Raw genomic sequence first — 12,779 nt, forward strand, 5'->3', positions numbered from 1 at the left:
TTAGGCGCGTCGCGCTAGCGTCACTAGCGGGATTCCCTGAACTGGTCCACGGCGAACGCGAGTCGAGCAGTTCCGGCCCAAGATCCGCCCGGGGATTTCTCCCTTGTGCGTCGATCGAGACCCATCACGGGCGCACTGGTCATCACTGCGTCTTTCGCTCGCTCGAGACGGCTTCAATGATCTCCGGGGCCACCCCCCACCGCCCGAGGATGTGGGCGGTATTCGTGGCGCTGTGTGTGGCGGGATCGGGGTCGGTCGTCTGTGAACGGCTGAACCGGGGCGCTGGGGCCGGTTGGAGCACGCCGCCGACATCAACGAAAGCCCTCCGCGCTTCGTTGTGGGGGTGTTCGTGTGCCTCCCACGGTGAGAGCACCGGGGAGACGCACGCGTCGGAGTCGGCGAAGATCTGCGTCCACTCGGCCCGGGTCTTCTGCGCGAAGACCTCCCCGAACTTCTGCTTGAGCTCCGACCATCCCCGCGAATCAAGTTGGTGGGGAAGGTTCGAACCGCTCAGACCCAGCTTGTCGAGGAGTTCTGCGTAGAAGTGCGGTTCGACGCATCCTACGGCCATGAAGTTGCCATCTTGGGTTCGGTACGTGTCGTAGAACGGCGCGCCTCCATCGAGCGCGTTGGTGCCGCGCTCTCCGTCCCACAATCCATTGGCGTGCATACCGTGTAAGAACGTGGTGAGCAGGGCTGCTCCGTCCACCATGGCTGCATCGACGACCTGGCCGCGACCGGAGTGGCTGCGCTCGTGAAGAGCCGCCAGCACCCCGAGGGCGAGTAGGAGCCCCCCGCCGGCGAAGTCCGCGAGCAGGTTCTGCGGGGCGTGCGGTGGTTGACCCGCGCGCCCGATAGGTTCGAGTATTCCGGCGATGGCGATGTAATTGATGTCGTGGCCGGCCCGGGCAGCCAATGGGCCGTCTTGGCCCCAGCCGGTCATTCGGCCGTAGATCAAGGCCGTGTTGATCTCGCAGAGCACATCCGGCCCGATACCTAGGCGCTCAGCGACGCCGGGACGAAAGCCTTCGACGAATACATCGGCGTGCGCGGCGATGTCGCGAACCGCCTCGACGCCGCTCGAAGACTTCACATCGATCGCGATGCTGTGTCGGCCACGATCCAGCACGCCTGGAGGTGTGACCAGGCCGGCGTGAGCTCCAGCGCGATCGATCCGCACCACCTCGGCGCCCAGATCTGCGAGAATCATGCAGCCGAAGGGGGCCGGCGCGAGACCGGCCATCTCGACGACTTTGACGCCATCCAAGGGACCCATTGCTTCAGCGAGTCCTTCCTTGTCATCCGGTCTTACAGGCTGCGTGCGATGAGTTCTTTCATGATCTCGTTGGAACCGCCGTAGATTTTCTGCACGCGCGAGTCGGCATAGAGCCGGACGATGGGGTACTCGACCATGTAGCCGTATCCACCGAAGATCTGCACACAGCGATCGACGACGACGCATTGCTGTTCGGTCAGCCACCACTTGGCCTTGGCAGCAGCGGTGATGTCCAGTTCGCCCGCCAGGTGCTTCTCGATTGCAGTCGTCGAGGTAGGTCCAGCAGACCGTGGCGAGCGTATCGCATTCGGCGAGAACGAATTTGGTGTTCTGGTATGCCATGAGCGGCTTACCGAACGCGGTGCGCTCCTTGGCGTAGTCGACCGACAGCTGGACGGCCTTCTCGATGGTGGCTGCGGCAGCCACCCCCAGCAGCAGCCGCTCCTGAGGCAACTGCTGCATCAACTGGATGAACCCTGTCCCTCCGTGCTGCCGAGCAGATTGGACTGGGGGACCCGCACGTCGGAGAAATTGAGTTCGACGGTGTCCTGGCCATGTTGGCCGACCTTCTCCAGGTTGCGTCCGCGACTGAATCCTGGTTGATCGGCCGTTTCGACGCCGATCAGAGAGATGTCGCCGATCCCGCCCTCGTTCCCGGTCTTGGCGACGACCAGGACGAGGTCGGCCAGCCAGCCGTTGGAGATGAACGTCTTGGCGCCGTTGATGACATAGTCGTCACCTTCTTTGACTGCCCTGGTCGCGATCGACTGCAGGTCGGATCCGGTGCCCGGTTCGGTCATCGCGATCGCGGCCACCATCTCGCCGCGGGCCATCTTCGGCAGCCTGGGATCTCACTGGTTGTGGCCGGAGACGACGACGCAGTTCGCGACACCGGCCGTCGAGCGGCCGAAGCCATGCCGGTGTGGTGGGCCGCGGTCGGCGCTTGGATCGAAGTGGTGCATGGCCAGGATCTGTCCCGGCTAGGTGCCGCCGGTCTTGGGAACAAGTTCAGCGGAACCGCGCTTTGGTCGCGGCTCTACAGTAGGCATGGCTGACACGGACATGACATCACCGCTGAGTAAGTGACATCAGCGGCGAGACCCTACAGCGCTGTAGGTTCTCACGTTGCGTGTCATATGCCGGCGGTCCGACCAGAGCTGATTCCCGTTGTCTCACTCGGTGTCATCTGGGTCTGTCTCACGTTCGTGTCATTTCTTCAACCCCAGACCCGGGCGATGGGCAGTCGCCCGTCTTCCCCGACAGCACACGCCATGTTGCGTACCACCATTTCGTCACCTGACAGGACGTGCGGTGACGCCGGTGTGAGGTCCTTCTCCGGAATCAGCGGAAGCGTGCTCGGCATGGCCGATGATGTCAGCGCAAAGCGCAGCGTCGATGACTGCCAACATGTTTCCGCCCAGCAAGAACGAATCGCCGGCCAGATCGCGGCAATCGCAGCCAGAGAATCGACCAAGGAATCCAGCTCCCCGCCCGAGCGTAGGAACGGTTGGCGGGGGTTCATACCGACGTTCATACTCGACCCTCCAACCGACCGGCTGACGGAAGATCCCCGGTGGTTTGGGCAGCGCGCGCACGGTCGGTTCAGGCACTGGCGACACAACGACGATTCTGATGTGGAGAAGGGCCAGAAGGCCGAGGTCGACGGAGCCAACGGGCGTCGCTCCTGCAATAGGATTCCGCTGCATGGGCGACGTGAACCCGCAAGACCCGCGTGACCGACCTGCCGCCGCGCCGCCCGCGTCCGGCCTATCCAGCCATCAGGAACGTAAGAGGACGAAGCAGGCGCGGAAGGCCGCGGCCCGGACACGCGCTGCCGACAACATGCGTATGGTTGCCGCCGCTCAGGCCGCCGGAATCGTGCCGAAGGTAGTCACTCGCAAGACTCTCGAGCGACAGCAGGAAAAGCGGTCTTCCTCTCCGCCCGCGCCAGCGTTGGTTGCCCCGCCACCTGGTCAGCCGGCGGCCCAGGCCATGGGAGTAGGCAACGGACCTGGCGATACGGCCGCCGCGCCGCTGCCAACCTCGAGTCCCACCCCTGGCCCCGCCGACGTTGAGCCCGCGACAGCTACGGCCCCGCCGGTTCCAGTGGACCTGACCGCCGCTGTCGCGCAAGCGCAGCGCGCCACCACACCTGAGTTACTCAGCCTCATCGCGGAACGCGGCTTACGTGTTTGGAACAGAACCAACAGTGGAACGCCGGCGCCGGGGGAAATCGTTGACGAGATTCTTGCCTGCGAAGCCAAATTCTGTGTCTTGCCCAGAGTTGCCCCGTCAACGGCTTGGACCACGACGTGCCTGCGCCCTCCATTCGAACAGTTGTGGCTTGAGTACCCGCACCTTGAGATGTTGTGCGGTGCATTGATAACCGAGACCGGCGCGGATCGGTACACCATTCAATTCGTCACCAGTGGTCGAGAAGGCACCAAGAAGCCACTGTGGTGGCCCGGTGCGGAGATCGTCGATCTGGCAGCGGACGGCTCCTTAGCTCGGCGTCAACCAGCCACGTCTGATCCCCGCAACCGCGTTGCGAAGTATCAGATCGACTCCGTCACTGGCGTTTTTGACGCCGTCTATACACACCTATCGCTCATCCACAAACTCAGCAGTCGAAACGCTGCTCCGACGCGAGTCAACACAACGGCTCCAGTCCTTCCAGCCCGTTCCCATGAACTCGACGATGCCGTTGTTTTGATGTGGGGCGAAGGCCCATCTGGTAGCGGAGCTCATCTCGACACCCCACGCCACGCGCCAATAGGCCATGCGGTGCGGGGGCATCAGCGCCGGCTACGCGACGGGGGCACCACGTGGGTACGCCCTCATCGCCGAGGCGCCGAGGCGCCGGTGCCCGCCAAGTCCCGCTTTTACCAAGTCAAGAAGAAGCACGGCACGTGAGTCCTGCAGGCATCCCGCTGGATTCAGCCAAATTGGTATCAACGGCACCTGATATCTGATCAGTTGTCGACGACACCGGGTCCAGATTCACTTGACGTGGACAACCGTCGATACGAACAAGCGATGACAAGGGGACCGACTGTGCGATTTAGCTATCCGATGTGCCGGGAAGTCGCGCGGCCCGCGGAACAGAACGATCGCTCGAAGTCCTGAGGATTCTCGCGAGCTCCACGTGATCAACGTAAGCGTGACCGACCGCCGATTATGAAATTCGTCCTTAGGTGCGAACACCCACGCCCACCCGTGCCTCGAGCTGTTCCCGAACCTCCTGGTAAACATCGACTTCCAGTTCAGGGGCGACCCATAGGGAGATCGCGACCGCGAAGTCGACCAACTCGCCGTTCAACCCGCCGGCCTGTTCGCGGCACTGCACCGTCAGCTCGAACTCGTCGCCTCGACCGTATGGCACGGCCCGGTTGACCTCCCACACCGCGTGCTGCACGGTGCCCCGCTTGGTAGCTTCCGCCTGAACGTCGAGCGCCTTGCCGAGTTCTGTGAGGCCCGTCGGCTTCGCGAAAGACAGAGCCGCCCTTCGGTATTGACGGTGCCGCCAGTTAACCGGCGACAGCCACGCCAACGTCGCAGTCAACCGTTTGACACCGGTCTGCTGAAGACCGGACGGCAATGGCACCGCCACCACTCGCTGCTCGTTGGCCCCGATTGTTCCGGCGCAGACGATCGTCGCCTCGTTGGCCGCACACCCCCTCGACAGGCTGCGTGAAAGCTCACCGTAACCGTGGGCGTGCGCACCGATGCGGTCATCGACCAGCAGATCCTTCGGCACCCTCGCACCGTGGGTCAAAAGCGACTTGGTCGCCGCTGCGATCGCGGCGCGCGGAAGCGGCTCCTCCGCGATCCGCAACAGCACATCCACCAGCTCGGCGGCTTCCCTGGCAACCATCGCCGCCGCTGGACTGGTGCCGGAGGTAAAGACGAGCGAATGCCCGTCCGCAGCAGCGACTTTGATGCCGGGTCCGAGCCCAGCGGTTGGCGCTGGGACGAGGACGTCGTCTCCTTCGAGTGGCGCCGCGTAGTAGGTGCGGCCGCCTGGGGCCACCAGATCGGGCTTGATCGATCTGCGATGCCCGGAACCCAGCGCGCTCACCGGGTTGACAATTCGTGAGTCGGCCGCGGGATCGAATCGATACGGGCCCGGCGGGACGTCGCCGGCGGCGTCCCGGCTGAGCGCGCCCACTGTCACCGCGTTGATCGCGTCCGCGGGTGCCAGCAGGCTCCGACGCGGGAACGCCTCTGCCACCGCCCGGTTCACGGCCTCTGCGCGGTCCCGTCCCGTCAGGTCTGCGACCGACGCGGCCCCGCACGCCACCGGCAGGCGGACATGATTGCCCGCCGAGACCACCACGACGACTCCGTACAACGAACTCAGCCAGTCGAGAGTCCGCGCCCACGCCGACATGACGCCGTCGAACGGCGCTCCCGGATCCCCGACCGAGAGACTGACCACGACGATCGAATCCCCGACGGGTCCAGCCGTCCTGTCGCCGTCGAACAGCTCCCTGAATACACGGCGCATGAGGTCGGGAGCGAGTTCGTCGCGGCGCAGCTCCTCGGTGCCGTCACGCGTGGCCGGGTGCGGCTCGAGGATGGGGCGTACGAACACCGGCCTGGCGGCCGGCTCTGTCGGCGCTGACAGGTCCCCCCACACTGCCACCGACGCCATCGCCGTCCCGTGCTTGCGCTGGCCGGCGCTCGATGCACCGGCCAGATCGTCCGGATCGTGCACGACGAGACGTTCAGCCAGCAGCTGGTGATTGGTCACGGGGACGCCGTCGAGAACGCACAGCACCGGAGGACCGGTGGGTAGCGGGTGATCCTGTTCGGCGGCGTCTGAGGAGGGCTCGGAGAACAGGAACGACTGCGACGACGCCCGGATGTACATCACGTGGGTGGACTTGACGACACCGACCGCATCGTGTTCACCGCGGGCCAGGGCGGTCAAAGTTCCGGTGGGCACCAGCGCCTTCATGCCGTGGAATCCGACCTCGTCGACGCGCACGGTTGACAGTACCGAGCCCCCGTCCGCGGCGATCATTGCGGCGACGTCGCGCTGAGCCCGGTCGCGCAGCGCCGGAGAGAACCGGTACCAGAGTTCGATCTCGATCTCGTGCTGTGCGTCGGGCAATAGCCCCGCCAGATAGTCCGACCAGTCTGTGGCCCGCATCCGGTCCAGTGGGCCCCATGGTCGGACGTCCTTCAGGTGCGCGAACAGTTCTCGCAGCGGTGTGTAGCCGCGAGGCAGTCGTTGACTGCGTTTCCACTCCGCCCAATAGCGCAGCAGTTCGTCCATGGCGGACCGGTTGAGACACACGGCGTGTATGCATCCGGGCACGGGCAGAGATTGGTCCTTCGACCTGCGCGGGAAGTCGGGGTCCGGTTCGGATTCGGTCTCGACCTCACTGAGGATCTCGAACCCGAGGTTCTCGGCGACGTTGGTCAGATCGACCCGCTCATCCAACCCCTCGAACACGACCACCAGTTCGGGGTCGCTCGCGCCGAGGGAGGCGACGAAGTTGATCTGATCGCCGAAGGCGCGCTCGAGCGCCTCGAACTTGGAGTCCAGCCGCTCTCCCTGTCGCCTGCCCCCGGGAACGTCGACTTTGGGGTTGTTGCGGGCGGTGGGGACGACGGTTGTCGGAGGCCGCAACCGGCCCCATAGGAGCGGGCGGCCGGGGCCGACCGGCTCAGTCAACGGACTCTGGCTTCGCGCGCTGCGCCCAACTTCTCAGTAGCCGGCTCGTGACGTCGGAGGGGCTCGCGTCGAACCCGTCGAGGATCTGGCGCCTGTGCACGTCCAGCGCAAAGTCCTCAAGCTCGGCGTAACTCGCGTCGCGCAGGCGGTCGGCCACCGTTCGCTCGGACAGCCCGAAGGAGACGCCGGTTCTGCTCGACCATGCTTTCAGCCACTCCACCTTCCCGTCCCGCGACGCGTGTGGCAGCGAAAGGCGAAGCTGCATCCGGCGCCATACCGCTCGGTCGAGCAGCTCCGCGTGATTGGTCGCCGCGACTACGACCACGTGCGTGGGAAGCCTGTCGATCTGCAGCAGAAGAGAACTGACCACTCGCTTAATCTCGCCGGTCTCGTGTGTGTCACCGCGTTCCTTGGCGACCGCGTCGAACTCGTCGAAGAAGAGCACGCACGGCTGCACGCGGACCGCCGCGAACAAGGCTTCGAGCCTGCCGGCGGTTTCGCCAAGGAAGGACCCGATCAGGGCCTCGTACCGCACCGACATCAAAGGCACCGCGATCTCGGTCGCTAACGCCTCGGCGAACGACGTCTTGCCGCTGCCGGGCGGGCCGGCCAGCAGTATGCGGTGCCTGGGCTCGATACCGTGGCTCCGGAGTAGGTCCCGCCGCTGATGCTCCTCGATCAGGTCGGTCACCTGCTGCCGCACGGCGACCGGCAGGACGAGGTCGGCCATCCGTCTCAACGGTTCGATCTCGTGGAAGAGGCCCGCCGACTCGCGATGACGCGACAACGACGAGACGGTCGACGCGGCGCTACGGCGGCGGGTCAGGGCTTCGGTGAGCTGCGAGGCCAGTACGTTGTGCTTCTTGGCATTCTCTTCCGCGATCAGGGCTTCGGCCGCACGTCGGAACGCGAGATCGTCGCCGCCAGCCCCGGACTGAACCAGCGCAAGCAGCAAATCGGACCTGGCCATGCCACTCTCCTTCCGCTGTTCCCCATACTTCCAGATACTTCCAGACGCCTACTTCTCGACGATGGCACCACGCCCGAGTGTGGTCTGTGTCCGCTCGCCTGATCGTATCGGTCGCGTCGGCGGCCCGCGCGCAAAAGCACAGCTCGGGATACAGGGCCAAGAGTTCCAGTGCCGATCCGTCCATCCGCACACAGGCTCGGGCACCTCGAAAGCGTTCGGCGACGCCCGCGCACTCGCCCAAGCTCTAAACAGCACGAGAAATGGTCGTGCGATCCCGGATCAGCAACTCGTCTTGTGGGAACGGGAACCTAGCAACGTCCTCCGACGCATCGCGCGGTCTGACGTTGGGCTGGCCTCCAGCTCGAGGCTCGGCGCTGCTCCGCGGCCAGGCCCCGACACTCGGCTGCGGCCTTCCGACGGAGTTAAACCGGTTTAACGATTACTAGGATTCTAGCTGCGAATAATCTTCCCTACCTTGTAGTCCTATCCTGTAAAGTGGGGCTCATGTTTATCGACGAAACTGAGATCAACAGCGATGCCGAACACATCGCCGTCCTCACCACGATGATCCGGCGCAACCGCGCAACTATTCACCGCCGCGTGCGGTCGGTTGGCGTGGCCCGGGAACACCAGAAGCGGTACATCCGTGAGGCGCTCGACATCGGCATGCCGCCCAAGAAGGTCGCACGTCTGTCCGGACTAACTGACGCGCGGATCTCCCAGATCCGCAACGAGGGCGGACCACCGGTCAGCATGTTCAACCTGATGTAAGCGGCGGCGCAACCGAACAAGATCGGTACCTGTGTGTCGGCGTCGACTGAAACAATCAGACACGACGTGCCTTCACCTCGACGACAGGGACCCGTATGCGGCTATGTGCAACCTACGCCCGATTCTTCCGATCGCTGAACTACGACTACATCCGCGCTTCGTCGGAGACGTACGAGCCTGACCCGTGGGACGCAACTCCTTCAGGTGCTGACTATCCGTTCGTGCGGCTACGACTGCGACCCGACATCACCACCGTTGTCGGCGGCAACGAATCCGGCAAGAGCCAGATGCTGTGCGCGATTTCCGCGGCACTGACCGGGGAGGGATTCGATCGCAGCGACTTCTGTCGATACTCCACATTCTTCGGCGTCGACAAAGCCCTGCTGGTTCCGGAATTCGGCGCTGAGTTCACCGACATCACCGCCAGTGACCTCGCAACCATCGAGCAGATCACCGGGCTGGAGAATCTCGGGCCGGCCCAACGCGTCGCCATCTTCCGGATGAATACGCTTCCGAAACTCCGCTTGTATGTGCGCCAGGATGGCATCTGGACCGCCCCTGCGCACATCAAGGCACCAGAATCGTTGCGCAGTATCGGTGTTCCTACGCCGTTCTCCATCGACACCGACGTCCCCTTGCCCGACAGTGTGCCGCTGGAGTACCTCGTCACAGGAGAGGCCTCCACTGCGCTGGGCCGCAACTTCTTGCGCCGGGTGTGGGATCGCTTCTTGGACAACCACAACTGGTTCGACTCCCAGACCACGGTCACCGAACGTTCAGGGGAGATCGCAGATGCCTTTGCCGACACCCGCCGCGTCGACGACGAGGAGCTCCGGAAATTCGCGCTGGCCGCCGACTTGCTCCTCAAAGTGGCCGACCTTGATCAATCGCTGTTCGCCGAGTTGCAAAATGCAGTGCGTACAAAGAACGGCTATGCCAACAGCATCGTCGACACCATCAATGCCGAGTTAGCCAAAGCGCTGAACTTCCCACACTGGTGGTCCCAGGACAGCCGCTTCGAGCTGTTCGTCGCCTTGCACGAGTACCACCTGATCTTCATGATCCGTGATCGCACCGGACGCTCCTATGGTTTCGATGAGCGCAGCGACGGGTTGAAGTATTTCCTGAGCTACTTCGTGCAGTACCTCGCCCACCAGCCACCGAAGGACGGTGGCCCTGAGCTCCTGCTCATGGACGAGCCCGACAAATTCCTGTCCTCGTCGGGGCAGCAAGACCTCCTGCGTATCTTCGAGGACTTCGCCCATCCGCGTGAACCAGCACGCCAACCTGTCCAAGTCGTCTACGTCACCCATTCACCGTTTCTCATCGACAAGAACGACGCGGGCCGTATCCGAGTAGTCGAGAAGGGCGAATACGACGAAGGCACCCGCGTGGTGGCCAGCGTGGCCGCTAACCACTACGAACCGTTACGCTCAGCTTTCGGCGGATTCGTCGCCGAAACCGCCTTCATTGGCAACTGCAACCTGATGCTAGAAGGACCATCTGATCAGGTGCTACTGGCAGGGGTGGCGCGCTGGCTCGCCACTCGCGGCGTAGCCGACCGCGATCGACTCGACCTCAACACGATCACCCTCGTCCCGACCGGGGGGACCCGCCACGTCCCCTACATGGTTTACCTCGCGCGCGGACGAGACGTCGAGAAGCCACCGATCATCGTCTTGCTTGACGGCGACAAACCGGGCGACGAGGCGCGGGAGGAGTTGCAGGCCGGAGGCGCCTACGCAGCGCCTCTCATCGATGACCGTCTCGTATTGCAAGTATCCGATACCGAATTGGCGTCCATCGAGACCGACAACCCCGGCGGGGTGATCGTCATCGAGGATCTCATCCCGTTTTCGATCGCCGTCGCGGCGGTGAAAATCTACTGCGAGGAGTTTGTGCCCGACATCGCGGTCGACACTCTCGGGCTAAGCGTGCAGGATCTCGCTGGCGATGGCGGTCTAGTAGCGCACTTGGAACGGCTGGTTCGAAGTCGCTCGGGCAAGCAGCGGTTCCACCTCGACAAGGTTGCATTCGCTCGCGCCGTCACAGCCACGCTGGACCAGCGCAGCCGTGCCCAGGCCGCAGACCCAGATCCTGACTTGGCCCGCGCCCAACAGAACTTCACCCTTCTTTTGTCGGCGTTGGCGCGCCGGCAACGACAAGCGGTGCGCGCCGAAGCTGTGGACAAGATTTCAAGCCGCATTAATCGTGCCAAACGACAGTTCTTGCGCACGCAACGCGGGACGGCCCGCCGCGAAGATGTGCTGGCCCTAATAGAGGAGATTTCCGATCAGCTCGACAACTCCTCCGACGCTGAGGACGTGCGTGCCACAATGCGCCGCTGGCGCGAGCGCTTTCACCTCGATGACGATCCACGCGCGCAGATCGATGACTACCCCGCACTGGTCAAAGCGGTGGAAGCGTTGGCCTACCAAGCAGTGCGCGCCTCGGCAGATGTGTCCATAACGTGAGCACTCGCCCGGTCGACGGCTAGCCGATAATGACCAAATATGTCCAGAAGCGGAGGCACGAACGTGCCAGCGCGTAGGGGTCCAGCGTCTGAGGTGTGGATTTTCGAGTCACTAATTTTCGGGTTGAGTTGGCGGGTGCGGTGGTAGCGGGCATAGCTCCGTCAGGTCGGCGGATGGGTCACCAAGTTGCGGCCACCGCTCAACCAAAGCTTCAGCGCGGGTAGCGAATCCGACTGCAAACCCGCTATCGTTGCGCCGTTCGCCGGTGTACACGCCGACCGCAGTCCACGGATCGTGACGGATCGACACAGGGGCACCGGAGCAGCACGACCCTGCCGGACTGCTCAATTCGTAGAAGTACCTGCCCCGCGGGCCGGGTTCGGGAATCTCAGCATTGAATCGCCGCCGGAAGTGACCGCCTGAGTAGACAAGCGGAATGTTGAGCAGTCGCTCACGCTCGTTGAAATAGTCGTGACGCACCTCATCTGGATAGCCCCAGACCGAGTAAATGGCCGACGCCTCACGCTTCTCCGCGCTGATCGTGTACGGCGAGAAGTAATTCCCCTCCGGTAGCCGGAACAACGCAACGTCTTCGGTCGGGTGCAGATCGACCGCACCGATCGGCATGTGGGAAAAGTCGCCCTCGTTATTGATGAATCCGGTTCCAGGCACGGAAATCTCGTCGCCAACCTGATCGACCCGAGTGAAGGGGTCCGGAATCGGGGCCGCGCCCAATACCGCCTTCACAACATGGTGCGCGGTGATCCCCAGCCCGCCGCCGCCGGCTACGAGGAAGCCGGTGCCCTCAACAGTCTTGGCGTGTAGCTGGAACGCGCCATCCGCACGTTTCAGAACACCGACCATCAGCGGCAGGACGTAGCTGCCAATCGCGCCCGGTTGCTGAATTTCCGCCCATTCTGGCCCGTTCATAGCCTGACCCCTGATACCTCACGTCACGTTGAAGGTTGAATCTGAGAACGTACAGAACCTACAGCGGTGGGACGTGTGCGCAGCTGCGCAACCAGGTCGCCGACGATCCTGCCCTCGTAGCCGATGCTGACCAGGGTGCCCTCGCGGAGTCAGTGGACCTCACGGGTGTCGGCTCGAACCGCTCCGGCGCGGATGATTGCGCGAGGTGCTCCAACAGATCGCTGAGTCAGCGGCTTGCCGAACCTGTCGCGGTACCACTGCTCGGCGTTGTCGTCGTTGATCACCGTGGGGTCCTGAACCTGGCGAGCGATCTTCGTGACCAGGTCGACCTCGATCTCCCACGCCGATGGCAGGCCGGCTCCCTTGGAAACCCCCGCCCCGGCCAGCACCGCGTACGCATCAGTGAGGGGGACCCGTTTGGTGGTCCAGTCGCTATGCGGCTTGGGGTTGGTGGGTCGTGGTCCACTGTAGGGCGAACTCGGCTGGGCTGAGTCCGCGGTGGGCCGAATGCGGTCTGTTGGCGTTGTAGTCGATCCTCCAGTCTTCGATGATCACTTGGGCTTCGCGCAGGGAGTCGAAGCGCCACGAGTTGAGCAGTTCGTCGCGCAGGCGGCCGTTGAACGATTCGATCCAGGCGTTCTGCCAGGGTGATCCGGGGTCGATGAACAGCGAGCC

At 63.8% G+C, this 12,779-nt stretch carries 9 protein-coding genes and 2 pseudogenes; 3 read left to right on the forward strand and 8 right to left on the reverse strand.

Features of this window, described 5'->3' with window-relative positions; all coding sequences use genetic code 11:
* Window positions 1-262: 262 nt before the first annotated feature.
* From LI94_RS07505 to LI94_RS23730, 3 genes and pseudogenes are all read right to left on the reverse strand, one after another.
* A pseudogene (locus LI94_RS07505) lies at window positions 263-1,276 on the reverse strand (CaiB/BaiF CoA-transferase family protein); the annotation flags it as partial.
* Window positions 1,277-1,308: 32 nt separating this feature from the next.
* A pseudogene (locus tag LI94_RS22195) lies at window positions 1,309-2,118 on the reverse strand (acyl-CoA dehydrogenase family protein); the annotation flags it as partial.
* A 374-nt stretch (window positions 2,119-2,492) separates the two neighbouring features.
* Entirely contained in the window at window positions 2,493-2,639 is a 147-nt protein-coding gene (locus LI94_RS23730; protein ID WP_192830935.1) for a hypothetical protein, read from the reverse strand.
* 743 nt (window positions 2,640-3,382) lie between these two features.
* On the opposite strand from LI94_RS23730, the gene LI94_RS23735 reads away from it, so the two are divergent.
* Window positions 3,383-4,189: a hypothetical protein gene (locus LI94_RS23735; RefSeq protein WP_192830936.1), complete on the forward strand. Its 807-nt coding sequence runs from the start codon at window positions 3,383-3,385 to the stop codon at window positions 4,187-4,189.
* A 277-nt stretch (window positions 4,190-4,466) separates the two neighbouring features.
* Here LI94_RS23735 and LI94_RS07515 read toward each other — a convergent pair whose 3' ends face one another.
* The gene (locus LI94_RS07515) at window positions 4,467-6,914 is read right to left on the reverse strand and encodes a S8 family peptidase (RefSeq protein WP_052739896.1); all 2,448 of its coding nucleotides are present in this window, start codon (window positions 6,912-6,914) and stop codon (window positions 4,467-4,469) included.
* A gap of 37 nt (window positions 6,915-6,951) precedes the next feature.
* Window positions 6,952-7,929 carry an ATP-binding protein gene (locus LI94_RS07520; protein WP_046300801.1) on the reverse strand — a complete coding sequence of 326 codons (978 nt, stop codon included), beginning with the start codon at window positions 7,927-7,929 and terminating at the stop codon, window positions 6,952-6,954.
* A gap of 504 nt (window positions 7,930-8,433) precedes the next feature.
* On the opposite strand from LI94_RS07520, the gene LI94_RS07525 reads away from it, so the two are divergent.
* Window positions 8,434-8,700: a hypothetical protein gene (locus tag LI94_RS07525; protein ID WP_046300802.1), complete on the forward strand. Its 267-nt coding sequence runs from the start codon at window positions 8,434-8,436 to the stop codon at window positions 8,698-8,700.
* A 221-nt stretch (window positions 8,701-8,921) separates the two neighbouring features.
* Window positions 8,922-11,174 carry an AAA family ATPase gene (locus LI94_RS07530; RefSeq protein WP_192830937.1) on the forward strand — a complete coding sequence of 751 codons (2,253 nt, stop codon included), beginning with the start codon at window positions 8,922-8,924 and terminating at the stop codon, window positions 11,172-11,174.
* Between the two features lie 111 nt (window positions 11,175-11,285).
* On the opposite strand, the gene LI94_RS07535 is transcribed toward LI94_RS07530, so the two are convergent.
* The 3 genes from LI94_RS07535 to LI94_RS07545 all read right to left on the reverse strand — a co-directional run.
* Window positions 11,286-12,104, reverse strand: a complete 819-nt coding sequence (locus tag LI94_RS07535) for a trypsin-like peptidase domain-containing protein (RefSeq protein ID WP_046300804.1) — start codon at window positions 12,102-12,104, stop codon at window positions 11,286-11,288.
* 149 nt (window positions 12,105-12,253) lie between these two features.
* Window positions 12,254-12,493 (reverse strand): hypothetical protein, encoded by a 240-nt coding sequence (locus LI94_RS07540; RefSeq protein WP_046300805.1) that lies wholly within the window; start codon window positions 12,491-12,493, stop codon window positions 12,254-12,256.
* Window positions 12,494-12,536: 43 nt separating this feature from the next.
* On the reverse strand, window positions 12,537-12,779 hold a 243-nt coding region (locus LI94_RS07545), incomplete at its 5' end, for an integrase core domain-containing protein (RefSeq protein WP_046300806.1).

Origin of the sequence: Mycobacterium sp. UM_Kg27 (assembly GCF_000972905.1) — a bacterium.
In the GTDB taxonomy this organism is placed as follows: Bacteria; Actinomycetota; Actinomycetes; order Mycobacteriales; family Mycobacteriaceae; genus Mycobacterium.